Annotated in this window: 20 protein-coding genes and 1 pseudogene; 5 read left to right on the top strand and 16 right to left on the bottom strand. The window is 64.1% G+C overall.

Features of this window, described 5'->3' with window-relative positions:
• Positions 1–64 precede the first annotated feature (64 nt).
• The 6 genes from E3T46_RS15395 to E3T46_RS18765 all read right to left on the bottom strand — a co-directional run bounded on the left by E3T46_RS15395 (position 65) and on the right by E3T46_RS18765 (position 7,735).
• Complete coding sequence (locus tag E3T46_RS15395; protein ID WP_241980824.1) at positions 65–1,930, bottom strand: hypothetical protein; 1,866 nt, start codon at positions 1,928–1,930, stop codon at positions 65–67.
• Positions 1,927–2,607 carry a type II secretion system protein gene (locus E3T46_RS15390; RefSeq protein ID WP_134579229.1) on the bottom strand — a complete coding sequence of 227 codons (681 nt, stop codon included), beginning with the start codon at positions 2,605–2,607 and terminating at the stop codon, positions 1,927–1,929. The genes E3T46_RS15395 and E3T46_RS15390 overlap by 4 nt, the downstream gene beginning before the upstream one ends.
• On the bottom strand, positions 2,604–4,013 hold the full coding sequence (locus E3T46_RS15385; protein ID WP_166790303.1) for a type II secretion system protein: 1,410 nt from the start codon (positions 4,011–4,013) through the stop codon (positions 2,604–2,606). The genes E3T46_RS15390 and E3T46_RS15385 overlap by 4 nt, the downstream gene beginning before the upstream one ends.
• Before the next feature lie 65 nt (positions 4,014–4,078).
• Positions 4,079–4,552, bottom strand: coding sequence for a prepilin-type N-terminal cleavage/methylation domain-containing protein (locus E3T46_RS18770; protein ID WP_134579227.1), 474 nt, complete (start codon positions 4,550–4,552; stop codon positions 4,079–4,081).
• A 301-nt stretch (positions 4,553–4,853) separates the two neighbouring features.
• Positions 4,854–6,083: a type II secretion system F family protein gene (locus E3T46_RS15375; RefSeq protein WP_166790302.1), complete on the bottom strand. Its 1,230-nt coding sequence runs from the start codon at positions 6,081–6,083 to the stop codon at positions 4,854–4,856.
• On the bottom strand, positions 6,083–7,735 hold the full coding sequence (locus E3T46_RS18765; RefSeq protein ID WP_277870983.1) for a type IV pilus twitching motility protein PilT: 1,653 nt from the start codon (positions 7,733–7,735) through the stop codon (positions 6,083–6,085). The genes E3T46_RS15375 and E3T46_RS18765 overlap by 1 nt, the downstream gene beginning before the upstream one ends.
• 718 nt (positions 7,736–8,453) lie before the next feature.
• Here E3T46_RS18765 and E3T46_RS15365 point away from each other — a divergent pair.
• Entirely contained in the window at positions 8,454–9,425 is a 972-nt protein-coding gene (locus E3T46_RS15365; protein ID WP_134579226.1) for an HNH endonuclease signature motif containing protein, read from the top strand.
• A gap of 58 nt (positions 9,426–9,483) precedes the next feature.
• Here E3T46_RS15365 and E3T46_RS18080 read toward each other — a convergent pair whose 3' ends face one another.
• The 9 genes and pseudogenes from E3T46_RS18080 to E3T46_RS15325 form a co-directional block, all read right to left on the bottom strand.
• On the bottom strand, positions 9,484–9,759 hold the full coding sequence (locus tag E3T46_RS18080; RefSeq protein ID WP_206751486.1) for a hypothetical protein: 276 nt from the start codon (positions 9,757–9,759) through the stop codon (positions 9,484–9,486).
• 22 nt (positions 9,760–9,781) lie between these two features.
• Entirely contained in the window at positions 9,782–10,165 is a 384-nt protein-coding gene (locus E3T46_RS18075; protein WP_166790300.1) for a hypothetical protein, read from the bottom strand.
• A 44-nt stretch (positions 10,166–10,209) separates the two neighbouring features.
• Complete coding sequence (locus tag E3T46_RS15355; RefSeq protein ID WP_134579224.1) at positions 10,210–10,869, bottom strand: hypothetical protein; 660 nt, start codon at positions 10,867–10,869, stop codon at positions 10,210–10,212.
• Positions 10,866–11,918, bottom strand: a complete 1,053-nt coding sequence (pilM, locus tag E3T46_RS15350) for a type IV pilus assembly protein PilM (protein ID WP_134579223.1) — start codon at positions 11,916–11,918, stop codon at positions 10,866–10,868. The genes E3T46_RS15355 and pilM overlap by 4 nt, the downstream gene beginning before the upstream one ends.
• 57 nt (positions 11,919–11,975) lie before the next feature.
• Positions 11,976–12,809, bottom strand: a complete 834-nt coding sequence (locus E3T46_RS15345; RefSeq protein ID WP_134579222.1) for an A24 family peptidase — start codon at positions 12,807–12,809, stop codon at positions 11,976–11,978.
• On the bottom strand, positions 12,806–13,447 hold the full coding sequence (locus E3T46_RS15340) for a hypothetical protein (RefSeq protein ID WP_134579221.1): 642 nt from the start codon (positions 13,445–13,447) through the stop codon (positions 12,806–12,808). The genes E3T46_RS15345 and E3T46_RS15340 overlap by 4 nt, the downstream gene beginning before the upstream one ends.
• Positions 13,448–13,497: 50 nt before the next feature.
• Positions 13,498–13,704: pseudogene (locus tag E3T46_RS15335) on the bottom strand (ATPase, T2SS/T4P/T4SS family); the annotation flags it as partial.
• A 281-nt stretch (positions 13,705–13,985) separates the two neighbouring features.
• The gene (locus E3T46_RS15330) at positions 13,986–15,707 is read right to left on the bottom strand and encodes an ATPase, T2SS/T4P/T4SS family (protein WP_134579219.1); all 1,722 of its coding nucleotides are present in this window, start codon (positions 15,705–15,707) and stop codon (positions 13,986–13,988) included.
• Positions 15,708–16,235: 528 nt separating this feature from the next.
• A complete protein-coding gene (locus E3T46_RS15325) occupies positions 16,236–16,742 on the bottom strand; it encodes an OsmC family protein (RefSeq protein ID WP_134442804.1) in 507 nt (168 codons plus the stop codon).
• A gap of 156 nt (positions 16,743–16,898) precedes the next feature.
• Here E3T46_RS15325 and E3T46_RS15320 point away from each other — a divergent pair, with 156 nt between their 5' ends.
• Positions 16,899–18,206, top strand: coding sequence for an O-acetylhomoserine aminocarboxypropyltransferase/cysteine synthase family protein (locus E3T46_RS15320; RefSeq protein ID WP_134579218.1), 1,308 nt, complete (start codon positions 16,899–16,901; stop codon positions 18,204–18,206).
• Positions 18,206–18,775: a CoA-binding protein gene (locus tag E3T46_RS15315; RefSeq protein ID WP_134579217.1), complete on the top strand. Its 570-nt coding sequence runs from the start codon at positions 18,206–18,208 to the stop codon at positions 18,773–18,775. The genes E3T46_RS15320 and E3T46_RS15315 overlap by 1 nt, the downstream gene beginning before the upstream one ends.
• 88 nt (positions 18,776–18,863) lie before the next feature.
• On the opposite strand, the gene E3T46_RS15310 is transcribed toward E3T46_RS15315, so the two are convergent.
• Complete coding sequence (locus E3T46_RS15310) at positions 18,864–20,237, bottom strand: LLM class flavin-dependent oxidoreductase (RefSeq protein WP_134579216.1); 1,374 nt, start codon at positions 20,235–20,237, stop codon at positions 18,864–18,866.
• 137 nt (positions 20,238–20,374) lie between these two features.
• On the opposite strand from E3T46_RS15310, the gene E3T46_RS15305 reads away from it, so the two are divergent.
• Entirely contained in the window at positions 20,375–20,965 is a 591-nt protein-coding gene (locus tag E3T46_RS15305; protein ID WP_134579215.1) for a flavin reductase family protein, read from the top strand.
• A 70-nt stretch (positions 20,966–21,035) separates the two neighbouring features.
• On the top strand, positions 21,036–23,093 hold the full coding sequence (gene acs, locus E3T46_RS15300; RefSeq protein WP_134579214.1) for an acetate--CoA ligase: 2,058 nt from the start codon (positions 21,036–21,038) through the stop codon (positions 23,091–23,093).
• Positions 23,094–23,426: the final 333 nt, after the last annotated feature.

Here is a 23,426-nt window from a genome sequence, read left to right as displayed (position 1 = left end):
GAGAAGTGCTCCTTATAAATAGGGATGGGTGAACTGACGAGTGGATGCCGGGCGCGGCCGGTCATTACGGAACCGTCGCTCCCCGCGCGGTGAACGCCGAACTCACTTCAACCAGCAGGTTCACGCTGTAGCGGGCCGACACCGGTGAGGGGAATTTGGGCGGCGCAATGTAGCGAAAGCGCGGATCGTAGGTGTAGTTCTTGCTGTACCCGTTGGCGCCGCCGCTGTTGGTCATTCGCACGGAGCCGCGATATTTCTGGGCGAGCGACCCGTTGATGGTCAGCACGCCCTGATTGCCGCCGCGGTCGTAGTTCTGAACCTGAATGGTGTGGTCGAGCGAGAGCATGGCCGCGTCGATGCGCCGATTGTCAGGCAGGATGGCGCCACCTTCACCGCGGCCAACCCCCGGGCAAACCTCCCCATGCGTACTGTCGCAGTACGGGTTCCAAACCCAGATGGCATTCTGCGCGACCAGCCCGAGCACGTCGGTGGATGCATCCGAATAAATGATGTCGCCGGTGACGTAGAGAAAGTTGTCGGTGGCGATGGTCATCGTCCCGTCCAGGGTTCCCTTGACGAAGGCATCACCCTTGCGGCAGTCATAGGACCGGGCGCTTGGCGCGGTTTCATGCGTCACGGGAAAGCCGATACCGTTGCCGACGGAGCAGGTGGCCGCGCTTTGGCCGCTCGGCCAGACGGTGCTGCTCGTATAGTTCGGATCAGTGACGACGCCCGGAACGCTCTGGACGAAGAGCAGGTTCGCGTTCAACACCGGGACGGTGGCGCCGGCCGTCGATCCGAGCCGGCCATTGGCCGTTCCCGGTAGGCCGCAGGCCGCCGGCGTGCTGCCCGCCGTCGCCGGGTCCCCGACGATGCGGGTCTTTTTGGTCCAGGGCGAACGGATGGTCATGGTGCCCGAGCTGTTCAGTACGATGCTGGTCGGGCCGGTGTAGAGGCAACCCGGAGCGTCGATACCGGCGTCCGTCCGGGTTTCCTGCTTGAGCTGCATGTTGGTAGCCGGCATCGCGATGACCGGGCTGGTCGTCGGCTGGCCGCCGTTGAAAACCTGCCCAGAGCAGTTGCTGCCGTCGGAGGCTTGCTTGAGGTAATTCGCTCCGGGCGCTCCCGGATCGCCCGTCGTGATCGTGCCGTTGAACGTGGCCCCGCAGATGCGCATGGTGTCGTTGGAGTGCGCCGGACCGTTGACGACGTCGCTGCTGCCGAAGGCGATGTCGCCGCACACGCTCGTGCCTCCGGAGGGCATCGGCCGACCGGCCCAGGCGTAGGTGTCGGCGCAGCCGGACGTCGTGATCCCGCTCTGCGCCGGGTCCTGCATCTCATACACGGTGAAGTAGAGGTAGTCGATGAAGCCGTCCTGCCGGATATTGGCGACGATGCTGCGGGCCACGGCTCCCACCCGCCCGGTGGAGCGGATGCGCAACACCCCCGACGACGCATAGGCCGCGTTGTCGACCTCGTAGCGGAAAGACGCGGTACCGCCGCTGCCGGTGACGGTGCCCCAGGCGCCGTCGGTGCCGAGGCCGAATGCCGGGTTCTCGGTGGCCGCCGAGGGCGCAGTGACTGTGCTGCCCGCGCTGAAGCGTGCCGCCGGGTTACCGAACCGGTAGTAGGTGTTGTCGTTGGCGAGGCGGCTTTCGTAGTCGGCCACACCGGCATAGGCGGCGGCCATGGCGCCGTTCCAGTTCTGGTCGCTCGAGGCTTTGAGGCTGCCGCTGACCGAGAACGTCATCGCGGTAGCGACGAGGGTGAGCAGCAGCAGGCCGAGGCCGATCACGATGACGAGGGCGGCGCCGCGTTCGTCCGGTTCTCGGCGGATGAGGCGACGAAAGACGCTCAGCAACGCGAATCGCTTTCGGGGCGTCCAGGTGCTTCGGCGCCGGGAGGGGCGCCAGAACGGGTAGGCGCTCATGACGCCCCCGCCGCGACGGCAACGTTGGGCATGCCGACGGTATTGTGCAGGGTGACCGCGCTGCGGGCATCCGTCACGGTGGCCTGCACCGTGAGATTCACCGAAACGGATGCGACGCTGCGCAGCTCGGTACTGGTGAGCAGCGTGCCGTCGCCCCCTGAGCCGAGCAGAGGCAGGCCGGCGGCGTCACGGTAGCCGAATAGAAATGTGCCGGGGTCGCCCGGCGCCACCGTTTCGGCGATGATGCGCGACGATTCCGGCTCGCCGGAAAACCCGAAATACCCGCCGCTGAGGGCGGTGGCGGCCCAGCGGGTCTCGACCAGTCGCCGGTCGGCGTCGAGGGACAGGCGAATCTTCACCGGCTGCTGGGTGGGCATGCCGAGGTTGACGTAGGCATAGAGGGTCACCATTTCCGGGGTCGCTTCGACGAGGGCCGGGTCGGGCAGCGGATGCCCGGACACCGGGTTCTCGGTGGCCGCGCGGATGACCCGGGCGACCTCGTTCATGCCGTTGGACACCTGCCGGGTGTTCGCGGTGAGCAGCTTGGCCTGGCCGAGCGAGCGGGAGGCGCTCAGATAGAGGCTCGAGATCATGGTCATGAACACGCCGAGCAGCAGCATCGCCACGAGCAGCTCGACCAGCGACAGACCGGCGTCGTTTCTCCGGGGCGGCATCATGGCGTCACCGCTCGCGGGTCGAGGGTGACGATGCCGCCGGCGGCCACGCCCCGGGTGAGTACGGCGAGGTTTGCAGCGGGCACGGGCGTCGTCTCGGAGCCGCTGGCGGCACCGGAGAAGAAGGTCCAGGAGCCAAACGGCAGGCCGAGTTGGGTCGTGGCGTCGGCGGGGAGCTGCCCAAAGTTGTAGGTCGTGGCGACTGCGCAGCCCGGATCCCCGCTGCCGGTCGGGGCGGTCGTCGTCTCGGCCCGCAGGAATTGCCCGGCCAGGCCGGTCACGGACAGCACACCGAGCGGCACGTCGACGGTGGCACTGCCGCCGGGAAGCATACCGATGGAGGCGGCCGCGATGCCGATTGCCCCGTCGGCGGCCGCGGTGGTCCAGGCAGCCGGGTCGCCCGATACGCAGCCGGGGGTGCTCGGGGTAGCCGCGATGAAACGGCCGGCGAAGACCTCATAGCCGAACGGGTGCAGCCGAAAGGTCTGCACGTTCGCATTGCTCGGGTTGACGGCCACGTAGGGCTCGTAGGTGCTGCGAAAGGTGGTGCTCAGGTTGTTCGGCAGCAGCGTCGTGCCCTCCGAATAGTTGGTGCCGTAGTGGGCCGTGACGGTTCCGGCCAGATCGTAGGCGAAGGCGACGGATGCCGCTCCTCCGGCCGCGACGCCGACCGTCTGCGCCCCGCTGGTCGCCTGATTTTTGTCGACGAAGTTGGGGCGGGAGACGGTGACGTCATAGGTGCCGGGCTGCACCTTGAGCAGATAACTGCAACCCTCGGCATCCGTTGCCGCTGGTGCCTCGCTGAGCATCGCAGCGCCGTTCGGGACGACACCCGGCGCTGCGGAGATGGCCACGCCAGCGGCGCCGCTGCCGGAGGCGGTCAGTACCGACACGAGAATGGTGCCGAGTGCCGGATCGTTGATGCGGCTGCCGGGGGCGAGTGCACTGTCGGCGCGCACGACCGGAGTCGTGGCGCGCATGCTGTCCCAGGTGACGGTGACGTTGACGCGGCGGTAACGCAGCTGGCCACCGCCGGAACCGCAGTTGCCGTCGGCACCGGTGGTGGTTTCCCAGTCGGTGGAGCGGCGCAGGGTGAAGGTCGTGCCGTTTTGTACGACCGTGCTGGTGCTTTCGAGCACGGCGAATACGTTTCCGGCCGAGCGGGCGAGGTCGATCTCTTGCGCGGCCAGGTTGACGGCCGATTCGCGGGACCGTGCGTCGTTGCCGAGATAGAGGGACGTGACGAGTCCGTAGCCGACACCGACGGCGACGATGGCGAAGATCAGCATGGCCACGAGGACTTCGATGAGACTGACACCTTCGTCGTTTCGGGCAAGGCGGCGGCCCAGGCTGAGCTGTTTTGGAGCGTGCACGAGGGCCTCCTTCGCGAGAATCAGGTCGAGGGTCAAACAGAACCGCGGCCAGGGCGGCCCGAAGGCCCGCCCCGGCTTTGGCCGGTGATGCGCTGGTGCTACTAGCCTGCGACGGGGGCGAAGCAGTTCGTTGACGAAGTGGTATCGGTGTCGGCATCATCGGTGATGCCGAGAGAGTCAGTCACAAAGTATTTTGCATTTGTTGTGCTGACGGCTCCAATGCAGAAGGTCGTCGGCGTGAGCTGCTCGTAGTTGATCGTGGTTGTGTTCGGGCCTTGGGTGTAGCCATAGCTGGTCACGCCAGGCATATCCGTCTCGTTGAACCCACCGGTAGCGGGCATCTCGCCCGACTCCGTCTGCAGCGCGATGATCGCGGTCTTGGCGTTGGCGAGGTCGCTCTTGACGCTGGCGTCCTTGGCGTTGTTCTGCACGCCGAGGTACACCGGGATGGCGATGGCGGCGAGGATGCCGATGATGATTACGACGACGAGCAGCTCGATCAACGTGAACCCTTTCTGGTTCTCGGTGAAGCGTGCGCGGCGCTGGTTCAGTGAAGCGAGCAGGCGAATAATCATGGTGTGTCCATTCGGGTTGGAAGTGGGCCGTACAAAGCGAGCCGGGTAAGGGCTGGTGGTTCCGTGTTTCTTACGTGCTGTGTTTCTTGGCGACCAAGGGTGCGATCGGAGCTTCAGATTAGGGGGCCATTTTTCTTCCGCACGACCCACAAGTGAGGGTGATTTTGGGTATTACCCACCCCCACAACGGGATCGTTCGCGCTCCGCGGTCACACCAAACGCCCCACACCGCGGGTCGAGAAGCCGGCACGCTTTACGCCGACGTCTCGACCCGCGAGGCGGGGTCGAGGGCAGTGCTGGCTTACTTGATCATGCTGGCGATGCTGAAGATGGGCAGGTAGAGGGCGATCACCATGCCGCCGATGACGACGCCGAGAAAGGCGATCAGCAGCGGTTCGATCATGGCGGTGAGCTGCTCGGTGGCAGATTGCACCTCCTGGTCGTAGAAGTCGGCGATCTTGTCGAGCATCAACTCGAGCGTTCCGGCATCCTCTCCTACGGCGATCATCTGCACGACCATGGCCGGAAAGACCGGGTGTTCGAGCAGCGGCTCCGAGACGGATTTTCCGCGCCGCACTGCCTCTCCGACCTTGGTCAGCGCATTTTCGATGGCCCAGTTGCCGCTGGTCTCCCCCACGATCTTCAGCGCCTGCAGAATGGGGACGCCGGCGCCGAGCATATTGGCGAAGTTGCGGCTGAACCGTGCCACGGCGATCTTCTTCTGCAGCAACCCGAACACCGGCAGTTTCAACCGCAACGGGTCGAGTCGGCGGCGCACGGCCTCGGTGTGTTTGTTGCGTCGCCACCAGAGGGCGAAGGCGACGCCGAGCACCGCGCCGATCGGTACAACGTAGATCATCGATTCCGAGAGGGTGACGAGTAGCTGGGTGGGCAGCGGCAGGGCGCCGCCCAGGCCGGTGAACATGTCTTGAAAGATCGGCACGATAAAGATCAGCATGATCAAAACGGCGGCGAACGACATCGCCAGCACGATCACCGGGTAGGTCATCGCCGACTTAATGGTGCCGCGCAGCTTGACCTCCTTCTCGAAGTTCTCGGCGATCGAGTTCAGCGCGCCGTCGAGAAAGCCGCCGGTCTCACCGGCGCGAACCATATTCACCATGATCGGCGGAAAGGTCAGCGGATGCTTCGCGAGCGACTCCGAGATCGACTGCCCGGCTTCGACGTCGTCGCGGACCAGGGCGAGCACAGCGGCGAGGGGTTTGCTCTCGGTCTGCTCGGTGAGGATGCTCAGGGCGCGCAGCAGCGACAGCCCGGCCCCGATCATGGTCGCGAACTGCCGGCTCATGATGGCGAGGTCCTTCAGGCGCACTCCGCGCGAGAATACCGACAGAGTCAGTGACCGCCCGAGCCCGGTTCCCGGCACGACCGGGGCGATCGAGATGGGGGCGATACCCAGGGCGTTCAGCCGGGACGCCACCTGGGACTCACTCAGGGCATCCAGTTGCCCCTTCACGTTCTTGCCGGCGGTGTCCCGCCCGGTGTAAGAAAAAGCGAGGGCGGTCGACATCAGCTCGCCGACCGGGCGAGGTCAGCGGTCGGGCCGTCCGCCGGCGCCACGCCGTTCGCGCCGGGCAGGCCGGCCGCCACCTCACGAAAGCTGGTCTGCCTGAAGCTGGGCTCGACAAACGGCTTCTCCGCAAATCCAGACGGCGCAAATCCAACCGGAACGAATCCCGCCGGCGCAAGTCCAGCCGCAGCGAAACCGGCCTCCACGAAGCCCGGATCGGCGGCGAACGAGAAGCCGCCGGTCTGTCCTGGCGTGTCGCTGCGACGAATGAGTTTGTCGAGTCCCACGGCGTTTTGGGCCTTCTCCAGCGCGGCCTGGCGCGTCACCTGGCCGCTGTTCACGAGTTCGGCGAGGTGCTGATCCAGGGTGTGCATGCCACGCTCGCGCCCGGTTTGCATCATCGATTCGATCTGGTGGGTCTTGCCCTCGCGAATGAGGTTGGCGATCGCCGGAGTCGTCACGAGAATCTCGGTGGCCGCCACACGCCCGATGCCGGTCGCCGACTTGACCAGGGCCTGGCAGATCACGCCCTGCAGCGTCTGGGCCAGTTGCGCGCGCACCTGGTTTTGCTGGTGCGGCGGAAAAACATCCACGATGCGGTCGACGGTCTGGGCCGCGCTCTGCGTGTGCAGGGTCGCGAAGACGAGATGCCCGGTCTCGGCGGCGGTCAGCGCCACCTGAATGGTCTCGAGATCCCGCAGCTCGCCGATCAGAATCACGTCGGGATCCTGCCGCAACACGTGCTTCAAAGCGGATGCGAAACTGGCCGTATCCGCTCCCACCTCGCGCTGGGTCACCACTGACTTCTTGTGCGCGTGCAGAAACTCAATTGGATCCTCCACGGTCACGATATGGTCGGCCCGCGTGCTGTTGACGAGGTCGACGAGCGCGGCGAGGGTGGTCGACTTTCCCGAGCCGGTCGGCCCCGCCACGAGCACGAGCCCGCGGGGAAGCTGCGCGAACTCGGCCACGGACTCGGGCATACCGAGCGACTTGAGGTCTTGAATCTCGCTCGGAATCAGTCGAAAGGCAGCCCCGGGCGTTCCCCGCTGCTGGTGCACATTGACCCGAAACCGGCTGGCTTTCCGGCCTGCGCCGTGCAGCGTGTAGGCGAAGTCCAGCTCGTGATCGCGGTCGAAGATGTTCTGCTGCGGGGCAGAGAGGATGCTGCGGATCGCCCGGCTCGCCTTCTCCGCCGACCAGATCGGCGCATTGTCGATCGAGCCCAGTCCCCCGTCCCGGCGGATCATCGGCGGGGACCCCACGGTGACGTGCAGGTCGGAACCGTGCTGCGCGACGACACACTCGAGAGCCGCGAGCAGGTCGGCGTCGATCGGACCGAGCGCTTTATCGGCCGGCTCGAGCGGGTGCACCGGCTGAGGCTGGTCGGCGGATGGCAACGGTGGCTCCCCGTCGAACGGCGTGGCAACACTATGGACTGGGCGCGGCTCTGGCGCGGAGCCGGGCGTGGCGTCGGCGAGTGACCGGGTGCGGGCACGGAGCTGGGGCAGCACCTGCACCTCACCGGGGCGGCTCTCGTCCCGCGCATCGCGGGCCGAAACGGGGTGCCAGTCGATGGCGTCGCTCGCCGCGGGGGTCTCGTGCCTGCCCGCATTGTCGGTCGGCGACGGGGGCATTATCGGGTCGTCCATGGGATCCTTCTCGCAAAGCAATGGCGTCGGGTACTGATTGCCGCGAAAGACACGGCCGCGCTGGTTGTTCGGGGCAAGACGACCGGTCATCGAGGGTGCGGTGACCGACGTTGGCAGGCCTGGCGCCGCGAGGGTAAGTCGTGTTCGCCGAGGTCTACGTAAGCCGTAACGCTAACGACGGGACTGCCGGCTCGGTAGTCCCGCGATCTGGGGGTCTGCACCGGTATGTCACTGTTTTCCCGATCTCTCGCTGAGCGCCGCAGCGTTCAGTGGACTCTCGCTGTGCGCCGAGACTCTCGCCCTGCCGCCCCGCAGTGTCCGTGGGGCCCTCGTCCTGCTCCACGCCCCCTCGCCGCGTTTCACACCCTGCACGTTGTTCCGGGCCCGGGCCCGAACAGCGGGCCCACGATAGATCATGGGCCCGCTTTCGCAATATGGGCCCGGCATGCGCGCGCACGCTGTTTGTGGATCGACGCATCAATCGCTCTAGCCTGATCTTCATAAAATAGTGACAGAGTTTCGATAGTTATTTTTATTTGTCGCTCGCGTTAACGCAACGCCTCCGATGGCACGAACCTTTCAATCGAAAGTGAGTCAGGGTTTTCCAGCGCGCGGGAGGCTCCGCCAACTCGCTGTGGCACCGAAATCCGTGTAGAAATCTACCTGAGTTTCTCTCGCTTGTGTGTTCGATTTGGGGTAGAATCATGGGAAGGAGGCAATGGCGCCCATGTTCATGGAAAACCCGAGCGAGTCCAGTTCGAACCCCACTATTGTGGCGGTGGAGCAGGCGCGGGAGGCGTTGTTGGCGGCGCTGGGTGGGCTGTCCTTCGGGCTGCTCAGTGATGAAGAATCCTTGAACATGCTGCTCGTGCTGGAGAGTGTGGGCCGGGTTGTTGATGGGGCCCGGGTGCTGTCGACGACGGATGTGCTGCGTCGTTCCGAGTACTTTGATGCGTCCGTGGCCACGACGGCTGCGGCGATGACCGCCGATCAGACCGACGGCCAGCACGGCCAGCACGGCCGGCACGCAGGCCTCCACGAGCGGACTGGAGCAAGCGACGGCCAGGTGTTCAGTCCGTGCCCGCAGGAACCGGGCGACATCCGCTCCATTGGTGAGAAGCGGGCCGGGATCCTCCGCGCGGTGTTCGAAGCGGCCGCTCGACAGCCGGGAACCCCGACGATGGGCGGCGCGGCACCAACGGTGCTGGTGCACATCCACGTCGACGACCTTCTCGCCGGGCGCGGCGCTGGCTGGATCGACGGCCCCCTCAGTGTCAAACAAGTCGACGAACTCGTCTGCGCCGGCGGCTATCAGCCCGTGTTGTTCGGCCACCAGGGTCAGGTTGTGCACCTCGGCACCACCAACCGATTCTTCACCAACAGCCAACGCCGAGCATTAGCAGCCCGTGATGGTGGCTGTGTCATCCCCGGCTGCACCGTTCCACCGCACCTGACGCAGGCTCACCACGTTATTCCCTGGAGTAAGGGCGGTCTGACAAATATCGACAACGCCGTTCTCATCTGTAACGCCGCGCATGCCAGCATCGAAACGTCCGGCTGGAACATCGCCATGCGACACGGACGCCCCTGGGTGCGCGGCCCCCTCATCTTCGACCCCACCCAAACCTGGCGCCCCGCCGGCCAAAACCGTGCCGCCACCCCAGCCGAGAAACCACACTGGGAAAAGTAAGCGCCACCGCGATGCGTGGGGCGCCCTGGTCGCGGTGTCCACCAGCGCCGGGCAGGTACTACTGGTCGAGGGCCAGGGCGCTGGGATCCAGAAGCACGGAGATCATCCCGGTGATAGCCAGCTCCGTGGTGTCTGTTCCCTGGGGGGCCTCGGTCACCAACGTGGAAATGAACACGGTTCGCTCGCCATGCTGCAGACCAGCAACGAAGTCAAAGAGATTACTCTGGGCTCCCTGAACCGACATAGTGATGGGAAGGGCGAGGTAGGCGCCGTCGCTGAACGAGTTCGCCGCGGCGTTGACAGAGTCGGCAGAGTCCGCATCCGGCACTGGCATCCCTGGTGGCGGCACAGCGTCATCACCAGCACCAGCACCAGCACCAGCACCAGCACCAGCACCAGCACCAGCCGACAGCCGACAGCGCAGCCCCCGCCACGTGTTCATAGGCCACCGCGTCGCCGAGGGTCAACGACTCAAGGGTCACATTGTTCTGATGAGCGATAACTTCGAGCTGCCCGACGAACGCCGGAATCGCCGCGTCGGGCGGGACAGCCGTCTGCAGCGTGCCCAGATAGGTGCGGAATTCTGCGATGCCGTCAAAGTCGCGTTGCAAGCTCTCGAGGGCGATCTCATACTCGGCGTTCTGCGCGTCCACGAACTCGCGGTGGGCGGTTACGGCTCGCACCTCCTCGAGCTTCGGCGCAATCCCCAGGAGCCCGCCAAGAACTACGGCGGCGCTCACGGTAGACGCCATCACTGCACCGAATAGTCGATTTCGATTCATGATCAGTTTCCCCCGCCTACGCGGTTCGCACGGGCATCCGCATTGATGTTGATTTCAATGTCCACGACGTAGGCACCCAATTCTGAGCGCGTGATCGAACCGGGGCTGGCATCAGCAAACCCGGGCAGCATCTTCAGAATCGTCAGCCATTGCGGCACGGCCGGCAATGATGGACTGGTCAGGCTGAGGGTGAGAGTGGCCACGCGGGGGTTGTGCAGGGCAACGGTGCTTTGGGCGTAGTCCTCCCACGGCGAGCCGGAGTCAATCGTCACCGCATCGATGGTGACCACGCTGGGCAAAATTACGCGCACTTCAGCCAGGTAGGCTCGCCAGTCGATTTCGGTTTTGGTTCCGACCGTTCGTGCGGCCGCCGTCAGGTCGATCTGTGCCTGCACACTCCGCACCTGCGAATACTTGGCAGATTCCACAAGCAACTCGTTGGTGCGCGCCTCAGCGTGCGCGAGATCGGCTTGGGCAACCCCGGCTTGCACGGAGACCGCCCCGATCGATGCCGCCATGAAGAAGACGACTCCAGCGGATGCGGCCAGAATGATGCGGCGCAACATTCTGCCCTTGCGTTTGACCTTAAGTTCAAGGGGCAGCAGGTTGGCTCGAGGCTTGCCGCCGTAAACCAGCTCCCGCCGGTTGCTGCTGTGCTTCATGCTTTGCTCCCCAGGGCCAGCCCGAGAGCTGCAACGAAAGTGCACTCCGATTCTTGCAATACGGCCCGATCCACATCGGGCCCCAATTCCAGACCCCCGAAGGGCTGAGCCGTCAGCACCGGAAAGCCGGTGACGTCGCGCAGAGCGGTTGGAAACCCACCAAGCCGAGCTCCACCGCCCATGAGCACGATGTGATCGATCGGCAGCTCCGGCCAATTGTTGGTGAAGTACTGCACCGTATTGCGCAGGCTTTCGAGCAGTTCGGCCGTGACCTCGCGGATGACCGTGGCAGCGATCGCGTCGTGCGGTGCCACCACGTCCGTCAGACCGAGCCTCATTTTGAGCACTTCTGCTGCCTCCTCGTCAATACCGAGGCGCGCACGCAATGCCTTGGTCAGCTGGTTGCCGCCCGAGGGGATAACCCGCACAAACTGCGGTACACCTCCAGAGGAAATGAGCACGCTCGATGAGCCACCACCAATATCGATCTGTGCGATCACACCGGGAGCCGTGACCCCGCGGTGAATGGCCCGGCTGCGCGCAAACGCCATAATGTCGACGTTGATGCTGTGCAGCCCAGCGAGTTTTGCGGCCTTGATGTGGGCCTGCACGACGTCCTTCGTCGCGGCGATCAAGAGTCCGGAAACTTGCGGTTCTGACTCGCCTTCACCGTCGACCTCCTTGATGGGGTAGAAATCGAGCAGCGCTTCGGCCGTGGGGAACGACAGCAGGTCCTGCACCTGAAACGGCAGCGACTCACGAATGCGTCGCAGCGACATTTTGGGCACGGTCAGGTTTCGCACCACCATGCGGTGATAGCCCATTCCGAGCACAACGTCCTTGCTCGTGAACCCGCCGGTCGACCAGAGACGCTTGAGGGCAGCACCGACGACGGCCGGTTCGAGTACCTCGCCGCGGCTGACCGCGCCGAACGGCAGTGGATGCTCATGGCACCGCAGCAACACGGGATTCTCCGTTTCGGCGTCGCGCACCTCGACGGCGCGCACGGCGGTGGTGCCGATATCGATTCCGACCACACGTGTCGTCATTGTTGTTCCCCCGGTGAAATGTGAGTGTGCAAGGTGAAGGTAGTGAGGCGCGAGCGTCTAGGTGAGTCCGAACAGGGTCAGGTAGCCGGCCGCTATCAACTGACCGAACACGGCGCCGAGCCAGGCGGCCAGGAGCATCCAGGGGCCAAACGGAATGCTGCTGCGCCGCCCGGCCTTGCGGGATACCAGCAGCCCGATTCCGAAGAGCCCCCCGAGCAGAAATGCCCCAAATGCGCCCACGATCAGCGGTGCCCAGCCGAGCCAGCCGAGGTAGAGGCCGAGCACACCGGCGAGTTTCACGTCGCCGAGGCCCATGCCGCCTGGGCTGATCAGGGCCAGCGCAAGGTAGAGGCCGAACAGGGCGGCCGCACCGATCAGCGCGCTCAGCAGACGGCCCGGTTCTCCAGCGACGAGAGCGGCCGCGGTGAGCAGCACTGCGCCCACCGGATAGACCGGCAGCAGAATCTTGTTGGGCAGGGTGTGGGTATCGAGATCGATCATGGCGAGCGCGACGCTCACCGCAGCGAGGTACAGAAACGCGACGAGCACAATGATCTGGGCGAGCAACGCATCCGTCGAGACCAGTGCCCCACCGTCGCCGCTCGAAAACACCCAGAGTGCGACGACCGCGAAGAACACGCCGGTGCCCAGCTCCACCAGCGGGTAGCGCACCGAAAAGGCGGCCCCACAGTGCCGGCATTTGCCCCGCAGCAGCAGCCACGACAGCACGGGAATGTTGTCATACGAGCGGATGCGCGCGCCGCAATTACCGCAGGCACTCGGCGGGGACACTATGGACTTGCCTGCCGGAATCCGATAGATAACGACGTTAAGGAAGGACCCAATGAGCAGGCCGAATATGCCGGCGAACACCGCTAGTAGTGCCGTCATTTGTCGCCGTTTTTTCGATCGCGGCTGGAAAGCAGAGTCCATCGGGAATCGTCTGGGTCAGAACCCGCGGGCATCGCGCCGTAGAGGTCCGTGCCCGGGATGCTCATCGGGACAAAGTCAACATTGCTGGTATTGTTCACCACAAAACTTTCGGAATAGATTTGTCCCCGCCACTGGGTCCGGTTGAAGACGACGGCGCATGGCGTATACAGCATCGCCGAAATCTCGGTATCGAATTGTACGGAGCCGTTGACGGTGAAGTTGGAACTGCATTTGTTCGCTCCGAGCGCCTCAACTCCCGGTGCGATGAACCATATCTTGTGGTCGTTTCCGTCACTCGCGACCACTGAGAAATCATTGACGACCACCTCGTGGAAAAGAAAAGCAATGTCAGATTTCACATTCATTTCAATGCTGCCAAAGTCAAAGGTGTCACACTGGCGAAGATCGACGATAGTCGGCTTCGTGAGGTTGCGAAGGTCCTCATAGAATCGGTGGAGCGAATCACCCGAATTGTCCTGCACCCATGATCCGAGCTGGCACTTCTTACTGCCCGGCGCGACAAGCTCATTGCTGTCGGTCGAGAAGGGAACAAAACCCTCCTTCTCGAAGTCACTCCAGTCGTAAGCAAACGTCACCCAACTGGCAATGTCGACGGTGCCGTTGGCGTATATGGGACTGCCCCCGGTTTGAGTGCCGCGGCGAAACTGTGCGTGTCCTGCCCGACTTCGCGCTGGCTGATCACCCACTTCTTGGACTCGTGCAAGAACTCGATCGGGTCTTCCACCGTGACGATGTGGTCGGTGCGGGTGCTGTTGACAATGTCGACGATGGCCGCGAGCGTGGTCGTCTTGCCCGAACCGGTCGGACCGGTGACCAGCACCAGGCCCCGCGGCAAATGCGCACGCTCGGCGGTGCACCGCCGGCCACGTGCAGGTCTGACCCGCCAGCATGAGCGACCAGGCGCAGGGCGGCGAGCAGGTCGGGGTCGATATCAGTGGCTGGTGGCTCATCTGTGACTAGGTCGGTTGCCGGTGGTTCGCCGGGCTCGCGCTCGCTGGACAGGGCGCGCATCGCGTGCAGAATGCGAGCCGTTGGGGTGGTGTCTGCGGTGCTGTCGTCGGTGGGCATCCGGTCGTAATCGGGTTGGCTCATGACAACTGCCCTCCCGCTGCTCTAGGAGACAACGCGGAGTACCTCTTCCACCGAGGTCAGGCCGAGGGCGACCTTGGCCCAGCCGTCTTCACGCATGGTGATCATGCCCTGCTTGCGCGCGGCGGCCCCGATCTGGGCGCTCGAAGCGTGCGCGACGGTGAGGCGCTCGATCTCCTCGGACACCGTCATGACCTCGTGAATGCCGAGGCGACCGCGGTACCCCGTCTGCGAGCAGCTTGAGCATCCGGCCGACTTGTAGATCACGGTGCCGGTGGTGGTGGGGTCGATGGCCGGACCGATCTCGGGCCGGATCGTTGAGCGGTTCGAGACGTAACCCACGGTGGGGTTGACCACGAAACCCAGATAGGCGAGGTCGGTGCGGTGGTCTGGCACCTTGCAGCGGTCGCAGAGCCGACGGGCCAGTCGCTGGGCCACAACACAGTCCAGGGCCGATCCCACGAGAAACGGTTCGACTCCCATTTCGATCAGGCGGGTCATGGCACTTGGCGCATCGTTGGTGTGCAGCGTCGACAGCACGAGGTGACCGGTGAGCGAGGCCTCGATCGCGATTTTCGCGGTCTCCTGGTCGCGAATCTCACCGAGCAGCACCACGTCGGGGTCTGAGCGCAGAATTGAACGCAGGGCGACGGCGAAGGTGAGGCCGGCCTTGCGGTTCACCTGCACCTGATTCACCCCGGGCATGCGGTATTCCACCGGGTCCTCGACCGTGATGACGTTGATTTCGGGCCGGGAGATGGCGTGCAGCGTCGTGTAGAGCGTGGTCGACTTGCCCGACCCGGTGGGGCCGGTGACCAGGATCATGCCGTACGGCTTGGTATACGCCATTTCGAACTCGTTGAAGTTGTCGGTGAGCAGATTGAGGCCGCTCATCTTCATCGATGAGGTGGCGTTGTCGAGAATACGCAGCACCACCTTTTCACCCCAGACCGTGGGCAGAATGGCGACGCGCAGATCGACGGTGCGGCCGTTGTGGTGCACCGACATGCGACCGTCCTGCGGTTTGCGCCGCTCGGCGATGTCGAGGTCGCTCATGATCTTGATGCGCGAAGTGACGCCGCCGGCGATAGTCGATGGCGCATTCTGCATATCGTGCAGCACGCCGTCGATTCGGTAGCGCACCCGCAGGCCGCCTTCGCCGGGTTCGATGTGAATATCGGAGGCCTTGTCCTGGATCGCCTGGCTGACCAGCAGGTTGACGAAGCGCACGATCGGCGCCGCGTCATCCGCTTCTGTATAAGTTGACGCCTCGTCGACATCGTCGCTCTCGGCCGTGAGGGTGGAGCTGAGGTCGACCAGTTCACTGTCGGCGCGGTGGTAGCGGGCGATGGCCGCCTGCAGGTCGGAGGGTTCAACGACGACCGGGGTGACCCGCATGCGGGCGGCTTCGCGCACGTCATCGACGGCGAACACGTCGCCGGGATTGACCATGGCCACCACGAGACGGCCGTCTTCGAAGGCGATGGGCAGCACGTTGGCGCGGCGGCAGACTGCGGCCGGCACCTTGGCCACGGCGAGCCGGTCGACGGGATAATCCAGCAACTCGACGAAGGGCAAATTCTTCTGCTCGGCACGCGCCTGGGCGAACTGCACCTCGCTGATCGTGCCCGCGTCGACCATGTTGCGCACGGCGGCCTCATCGGCGCGGTCGCTCCGGCGCACGGTGTCGAGGTCCTCGATCGGAAGCAGGCCGTGCACGATCAGAATTTCGGTCAGGCTGGTCACGAACACGCTCCCCCGGGTACCACCTGGATGTCATCACCCGGTTCATGCATTTTGCACAAAACGGATGTCGACACAACGGTAGATTTTTCAGGTTATCCGTGACCAAATCAGCTGGACAGCCCCACTGTATGGGGCGCTCATTCGGGGGTGTTTCGGTCCGGTCCGCGGCAGGGTGTCGGCGGTTAATGCGCCCTTGGCGGCTGGACGCCGAAGTTGAAGACCTCGTCAGTGAGGTGGTGCGGAAGCAGCTCCTGATGAATCGGAGGTAGTCGCCGTCCTGTGCCCCAACGATTCGTCCGTCCGGAGCGAAGGTCGCTTCAAACCGCCTGGGCTTCTTGTTCTTGAATCTCTGAATAACCTTGACCCGAAGACCTCTGGCGAGGACCTTTGCCTCTGCTGAGTTCGGGTTCGGGTTCGCCAGATTAACGAACTTGGTCAGATCACGAATCACGTCATCGGCCAGGTGCTTGTTCGCGCTTGACAGCTGCTGTACTGCTTAGCCTCGATCCACCGATCGGTGGATTGAGGCTAAGAGTGGACGCTGTGCGATACCGCTAATTTTGGTGGAACGGCCAGTGTCTGGAAGACGACGCAATAGCGTTCCGTCAAACGGATAAGGGTGGCGATCTGCTCCTCATCCGCCTCGGATGTTAATTCGAACCGCATCCTGATGTCCTGAAATCCGACCGCCGTCTGCTTGTCGACGGCGAGCGTGCCGCGAAAATCGAGGTCTCCCTCGGCGTGCACCACACCGGTGACGTCGATGCCAAGCGAGGAAGCGACTGCGGCCAGAGTCACACCCGCGCAGGCAACGAGTGCCTGGAGGAGCATATCGCCTGAGCACACGGAGAGACCGTCGCCTCCGGTCGCGGGGTGCAAACCAGCCTCCACCAGGGCCTGCCCGGTCTGCACCGAACAACTGATACCCGCGCCCAATTCACCGTTCGCCCGAAGCGTCACCAGGGCGGCGTCGGGGTCGTCGCGGTACTGCTGCTTCAGAGGAGCTTGCACCGTGCGCAGGTCACTGATAGTCACTGGTCATCATCTCCAAGTAGTTTCGAAGCGTGCGGTCGGCGACGCTTCCTCCTTTACAGTATCCGCCGGTAACTGGAGCTACCGCAGATTGCTCCCATTGTTACCGTGCATGTCCACGCAAAGTTGCCGGGGAGCACGTTCCGGTAGCGTGAAGGAATGGCAAACCACGACCGCACAGACAGGGAGTGGGGTTTTCGCACCCGTTCCATCCACGCAGGAAATGTTCCGGATGCGGTGACTGGCGCCCGAGCCATTCCCATCTACCAGACCACGGCCTTCGTGTTCGATGACACCGCTGATGCTGCGGCCCGGTTCGCCCTACAAAAGTACGGCAATATCTACTCCCGCCTCGCCAACCCGACGGTCGCCGCATTCGAGGAGCGCGTGGCAAGCCTTGAGGGTGGGCTGGGCGCTGTCGCCACCTCGAGCGGCCTGTCGGCGCAGTACATTACCTTCGCTTCACTCGTGGGTTCCGGCGACCACATCGTCGCATCTGCGAGCCTCTATGGCGGTTCCCTCACGCAGCTCGACATCACGCTGCGTCGGTTCGGAGTTGAGACCACTTTTGTGCCGGGCACGGATGCGGCCGACTATGCCGCAGCGATTACTGACAAGACCAGACTGATCTTCGCCGAGTCCATCTCCAACCCGTCCGGCGAGATCGCCGACCTCGAGGGTCTGGCCGACGTCGCCCACGCCGCGGGCATTCCGCTCATCATCGACTCGACCTTTGCCACCCCCTACCTGAACCGGCCAATGGAATGGGGAGCAGACGTGGTCATCCACTCGGCGACGAAATTTCTCGGCGGCCACGGGACCACTCTGGGTGGTGTCGTGGTGGAGTCCGGTCGGTTCGACTGGAACAGCGGCAAGTTCCCCCTGTTCGATATTCCAGTGCCGGCGTACGGCGACCTCAACTGGTCGGGCAACTTCGGCGAGTATGCCTTTCTCACCCGCCTGCGTGCCGAGCAGCTGCGGGATATCGGACCTGCCCTGGCCCCACACTCCGCGTTCCTCCTCGCCCAAGGCGTCGAAACCCTGGCCTTTCGGATGGAAGCGCACGTCGCCAATGCCAGGATTGTCGCGGAGTGGCTCGAAGCCGATCCCCGAATTGAATTCGTCAATTGGGCCGGGCTCCCCTCGCACACGCACTTTGACCGCGCAAAGAAATACCTGCCGAAGGGACCGAGCTCGATCTTCAGCTTCGGCGTCAGGGGCGGCAGGGATGCCGGGCGCACTTTCATCGAGTCAGTGACCCTGGCCAGCCACCTCGCCAATGTCGGCGACGCGAAGACACTGGTTATTCATCCGGCGTCCACCACTCACGCACAGCTCACCGAGCAGCAGCTTATTGACGCGAAGGTGTTGCCGGGCCTTGTCCGCATTAGCGTGGGGATCGAAGATCCAGACGACATTATTTACGACCTCGACCAGGCGCTGAGCCTGGCAACCGGAGGCAAGTGATGAGCACGGAAGCAGTACCCTCCCCATTGGCCAACGGCCCCGCCTGCGAACTGCGGGTGAGCGTGGCCGGCGCGAACCGAGTGCAGTCCCCGCGAACCTGGATCGGTCCCAGCGCCAAGGAACGCCTCAAGATTCTGCAGAGTGCCACGTCGGTCGCCATCGTGGGCGCATCGCCCAACGCGGCGCGGGCAAGCTACTTCGTGGGAACCTACCTGCTGCAGTCCAGCAGCTACCGGGTGTATTTCGTCAACCCGAACGCCGACGAGATTCTCGGCCACAAGACCTACCCCTCCCTTGCCGCACTGCCCGAGGTGCCCGACATCGTCGACGTGTTCCGCCGGGAAAGCGAAATCTCCTCGGTTGTCGATGATGCCGTCGCCATCGGCGCTCCGACCGTCTGGATGCAGCTTGGCATTTGGAACCAAGATGCGGCGACCTACGCGCAGAGCCAGGGTCTGACGGTAATCATGGACCGCTGCCTCAAGATTGAGCACGCCCGTTTCAACGGCGGCCTCTATCTCCTCGGCTTCAACACCGGCGTGATCTCGGCACGAAAGACGGCCCGCTGAGAGCCGACACCGTCCTCGTAATTTCACCGTGCGACGCCGCCCAGCGGCTCTCTGATCACTCGAGAGCCGCTCACCGACTGGCCGTGACCTAAGCGGATCGCACCCGGTAGTTCGCCCCCTTGTGCTCGTCAGGAAGACGGCCGCCCCGTCCGTGCAACTTATTGCGCAGCGTGCCCTCGACGTACTCCTTCGGGTAGGCACCACGAGCCTGCAGCTCGGGGATCACATAGGTGACGACATCCTCAAACGTTCCGGGGGTGATGGCATAGGCCAGGTTAAAACCGTCCACATCCGTCTCCTCCACCCACTCCTGCAGGGTGTCGGCAATCTCCGCGCCTGAACCAACGATGAACGGGCCGAGGCCGCCGATAGCCGCCAGTCTGGCTATATCGCGTACCTTCCATTCGCTGCCGTCTGCATTCGCCTCCTGATAGTTGGCCACTACGGACTGAATCGCGTTGCTCTTGACATTACCGATGGGCTCGTCGAGGTCGTACTGCGAGAGGTCGATGCCCATCCAGCCGGACATGAAGACGAGCGCGCCCTCCTCGCTGGCATACGAGAGGTAGTCCTGGTACTTGTCCGTCGCCTTCTCCGACGTCTCGTCGGTGATGATCGTGAGGAGGGTGTAGATGCGCGCGGAATAGCGGCTGCGGCCTGCTTTTTCGAGGGCATCCCGAATTTTCGTGACGGTGGCCTTCAGCCCAGCCTTGGTCGATGACGCAACGAAGATCGCCTCTGCATTACCGGCAGCGAAGTCGATGCCGCGGGAGGATGCCCCCGCCTGGTAGATCACCGGTGTACGCTGCAGCGACGGCTCAGAGAGGTGGATACCCGGGACCGTGAAGTGCTTGCCGTGGTGGCCGATCTCGTGAACCTTGCTCGGGTCGGTGAACACCCCGGATTCGCGGTCGCGGATGACGGCGTCGTCCTCCCAGGACCCTTCCCACAACTTGTACAACACCTCGAGGTACTCGTCTGCGTGGTCATACCGCGCGTCGTGCTCAAGCTGGTCTTCTTGACCCATGTTTCGTGCGGCGGATGGCAGGTATCCGGTGACCACGTTCCAGCCGACCCGCCCATTGGTCAGGTGGTCAAGGGTGGACATCCGTCGTGCAAACGGATACGGATGCTCGTACGCCGTACCAGCGGTCACCCCGAACCCCAGATGATCTGTCACGAGTGCCATCGCCGAGATCAGCAGCACGGGGTCATTCACGGGAACCTGCGCACCATGCCGGATCGCGGCCTCATTCGAGCCGCCGTACACGTCGTAGGTGCCCAGAACGTCAGCGATGAAGATTCCGTCGAATTTTCCGCGCTCCAATAGTTTTGCGAGCTCGGTCCAGTAGTGCAGGTCTTTGTACCGCCAGGACTGGTCATCCGGGTGCCGCCACATTCCAGAGGACTGGTGGGCGACACAGTTCATGTCAAAGGCGTTGAATCGAATCTGTCTGGGCATCTGTCTATCGTGACTGTTGAGACGCGAACCGCGGCTTATGACGCAACATGGCGTCACACTACGACAGACATTCACGCTCAAAGCTCCCGACGGGGGACCCTTGGTTCTGTCTTTGATTATTTTGCGAACGGAACCCGATGAGAACTCAAGAACAGGCCGCACTCGCCGGGCCGTGGCCGACCGACGGTAAGCAGGGTGCGAAACATCTCGGTGGGCTGCATCCGGACGAGTTCAAGCTGGCGTTTCGCAATCACGCCGCCGGCGTCGCGGTGATCACCGCCGATGCCGGCGACGGCCCGGTCGGCCTGACCGCCACCTCGGTGTTCTCGGTGAGTGCCGAGCCACCGCTGCTGGTGTTCTCCCTCTCGGATCACGCCTCCAGCGCTCCGACCATCCGCCGCGCCGACACTGTCGTCGTGCATCTCCTCGGAGCTGAGCAATTGCACATTGCAAAGCTCTGCGCCACCAGCGGCGTCAACCGTTTCGCCGATACTGAAATTTGGGCCAGGCTCGCTACCGGTGAACCGTATTTCCCCAGCGCACACGCCTGGATTCGTGGGCGCATCATCAACCGGATGGCCGCGGGCAGTTCCACGATCATTGCCGTGCACGCCCTCGAAGCGACGGTCGCCAGCGATCAAGGCGGATCCGACCCGCTGGTCTACCACAACCGCACGTGGCACAGCCTCGACGAGCACTCGGCGCTGCGGAGCGTTCCGGGAGCGTGAAGAGCGCCTACATTACGCCGCCTTACCGGCTCGTGTGCGCCCCCCGGCGCGGCGCGGTAGCGTCAAAGCGATGACCCTTCCCCTCGAGACCGCTGCAGCCAACGACAGCCTCTACTATCCGCCTGCTGACCTCGTCGCCTCCGCCAACGTGGGCTCCGGCGCATGGCCCACCGCCGCGACTGACCCCGTCGCATTCTGGGAGCGGCAGGCCGACCGCCTCGACTGGGCGGAACGCTGGCACACCGCACACACGTGGGAGCCGGCCCTCGCCGACGCCAGCGGCGCGCTCGAATCGGACGGGCATCCGTTGCTTTCGATCCCCCGTGCCCAGTGGTTTCTCGGCGGTCGGTTGAACGTGGCAGTCAATTGCGTCGACCGCCACGTCGATGCCGGGCACGGCGATCGGGTCGCCATCAACTTCGAGGGAGAGCGCGGCGACCGTGAGGTGATCACCTATGCAGATCTCCAGCGCAGGGTTGCGCAGGCCGCGAACGCCCTCATCGCTTTGGGAATCGTGGCGGGCGACCGCGTGGTCGTCTACCTCCCGGTCATACCGGAGACCATTGTCATCACGCTCGCCATTGCCCGGCTCGGCGCGGTGCATTCCCTGGTGTTCGGGGGCTTCTCGGCCGCGGCGCTGCGATTTCGCCTTGAGGACACCGGGGCCAAACTGCTCGTCACCTCCGACGGCCAGTTTCGCCGCGGGGCCGCCGTAGCGGTGAAAGAGCAGGCGGATGTAGCTGTTGCGGGCATCGACGCGGTCGAACACGTGCTCGTCGTGCGGCGTACCGGAGACCTGACCCCCAACGTGCCCTGGACCGCCGGCCGGGATGTCTGGTGGCACGACGTCGTCGATACCGCCGAAAACACCCACGAAGCCGAGTTCTTCGACGCCGAAACGCCCCTCTTCATTATCTACACCTCGGGCACCACGGGCACCCCCAAGGGGCTCGTGCATACGTCGGGAGGCTATCTCACCCAAGCGTCGTGGAGCCACTGGGCAATCTTCGACGCAAAAGACTCCGACGTGTACTGGTGCACGGCCGACCTCGCGTGGGTCACGGCCCACACCTACGTGCTCTACGGCCCGTTCTCCAACGGCGCGACCTCCGTCATTTACGAGGGAACCCCAAACATTCCGCACCCTGGGCGCCATTTCGAGATCATCGAACGCTACGCCGTGACAACCTATTACACCGCTCCGACCCTCGTGCGCACCCTCATGACCTGGTTCCCAGACGGCGTGCCCGCCACCTTTGACCTCTCCAGCATCCGCCTCCTCGGCTCGGTTGGCGAGGCGATAAATCCGCACGCCTGGCTGTGGTTTCGAGAGAATATCGGCGCCGGCACGGCCCCCATCGTCGACACCTGGTGGCAGTCCGAGACCGGTGCGGCAATCGTGGCCCCGCTACCCGGGGTCACGGCCCTGAAGCCGGGGTCAGCTACCCACGCGCTGCCGGGACTCACCGTGCGCGTGGTCGACGATCAGGGCACGGATACCGAGCCCGGGTCGAGCGGATCCCTCGTGGTCGACGGCACGTGGCCGGCTATGGCCCGCACTGTGTGGGGCAACCCCGAACGGTACCGCGACGCGTATTGGAAGAAGTACGCCGAGCAAGGTTACTTTCTTGCCGGCGACAGCGCGAAGATCGACGCCGACGGCTACCTGTGGCTGCTCGGACGCATCGACGACGTCATCAACGTGTCCGGACACCGGTTGTCGACCATCGAGATCGAGTCAGCACTGGTCGCGCATCCCGCCGTCGGCGAGGCCGGGGTTGTTGGCGTTCATGACGAGACCACCGGGCAGGCCATCACCGCCTTCGTGATCCCCGCTCGGTCGCTCTCCGCTGCGGAGGCCGCCGATCCCCGAACCTGGCGTGCCCTCGAAGCGGAACTCTCGCCGGCGCTCCGCTCCCAGGTCACCGTTCAGGTCGGAGCGATCGCTAAGCCGAGGGAGATCGTGGTGGTACCCGACCTGCCGAAGACTCGATCGGGCAAGATCATGCGTCGCCTGCTCGGCGATCTCATGGACGGACGCGAATTGGGCGATACAACGTCGCTGCAGGATGACACGGTGCCGCTCCAGATCAGACAGATCCTAGACGCCAGGCGCTCACTGGGCTAACCGCGTCAACACCCGATACAGCGTCAACGGTGCGCTCAGCAACGTGCCTTTTCAGCGCGGGAAATATGCGCAGGAATCGATTGGTCAGGAACGGCACCAGCGCGGGATTTCTGTGCCAACTAGTTGCGATGAGGTAACCACTGATGGCAGAAATGCGTAGCGACCAAGACTATGAATCGGGATCCCGAGGACTCGGGGTGCTGCAGCGATGCCGGTCAACGTGAACGAGTGGCCCACAATCACAGCCAGAGCGGAGACGAGACGCAACCAGATTATTCGTCGGCTTGATGATCGCTCCCCACAATTCGCCCAAGAGGCGACGGTGCCTCTGAA

The organism is Cryobacterium sp. Hh11 (assembly GCF_004404045.1).
Lineage (GTDB): Bacteria > Actinomycetota > Actinomycetes > Actinomycetales > Microbacteriaceae > Cryobacterium > Cryobacterium levicorallinum.
Note: the sequence above shows the minus strand (reverse complement) of the source record. Positions and strands in the feature narration are given on the sequence as shown.

What these genes read in the sequence shown, in the direction of transcription:
- E3T46_RS15355 (WP_134579224.1), bottom strand. Translation starts at nt 10,869, where the DNA reads ATGAAGCACAGCAGCAACCGGCGGGAGCTGGTTTACGGCGGCAAGCCT.
- E3T46_RS18770 (WP_134579227.1), bottom strand. Translation starts at nt 4,552, where the DNA reads ATGATTATTCGCCTGCTCGCTTCACTGAACCAGCGCCGCGCACGCTTC.
- E3T46_RS15315 (WP_134579217.1), top strand. Translation starts at nt 18,206, where the DNA reads ATGAGCACGGAAGCAGTACCCTCCCCATTGGCCAACGGCCCCGCCTGC.
- acs (WP_134579214.1), top strand. Translation starts at nt 21,036, where the DNA reads ATGACCCTTCCCCTCGAGACCGCTGCAGCCAACGACAGCCTCTACTAT.
- E3T46_RS15345 (WP_134579222.1), bottom strand. Translation starts at nt 12,809, where the DNA reads ATGACGGCACTACTAGCGGTGTTCGCCGGCATATTCGGCCTGCTCATT.
- E3T46_RS15310 (WP_134579216.1), bottom strand. Translation starts at nt 20,237, where the DNA reads ATGCCCAGACAGATTCGATTCAACGCCTTTGACATGAACTGTGTCGCC.
- E3T46_RS15305 (WP_134579215.1), top strand. Translation starts at nt 20,375, where the DNA reads ATGAGAACTCAAGAACAGGCCGCACTCGCCGGGCCGTGGCCGACCGAC.
- E3T46_RS18765 (WP_277870983.1), bottom strand. Translation starts at nt 7,735, where the DNA reads ATGGACGACCCGATAATGCCCCCGTCGCCGACCGACAATGCGGGCAGG.
- pilM (WP_134579223.1), bottom strand. Translation starts at nt 11,918, where the DNA reads ATGACGACACGTGTGGTCGGAATCGATATCGGCACCACCGCCGTGCGC.
- E3T46_RS15375 (WP_166790302.1), bottom strand. Translation starts at nt 6,083, where the DNA reads ATGTCGACCGCCCTCGCTTTTTCTTACACCGGGCGGGACACCGCCGGC.
- E3T46_RS15365 (WP_134579226.1), top strand. Translation starts at nt 8,454, where the DNA reads ATGGCGCCCATGTTCATGGAAAACCCGAGCGAGTCCAGTTCGAACCCC.
- E3T46_RS15390 (WP_134579229.1), bottom strand. Translation starts at nt 2,607, where the DNA reads ATGATGCCGCCCCGGAGAAACGACGCCGGTCTGTCGCTGGTCGAGCTG.
- E3T46_RS15395 (WP_241980824.1), bottom strand. Translation starts at nt 1,930, where the DNA reads ATGAGCGCCTACCCGTTCTGGCGCCCCTCCCGGCGCCGAAGCACCTGG.
- E3T46_RS18080 (WP_206751486.1), bottom strand. Translation starts at nt 9,759, where the DNA reads ATGCCAGTGCCGGATGCGGACTCTGCCGACTCTGTCAACGCCGCGGCG.
- E3T46_RS15320 (WP_134579218.1), top strand. Translation starts at nt 16,899, where the DNA reads ATGGCAAACCACGACCGCACAGACAGGGAGTGGGGTTTTCGCACCCGT.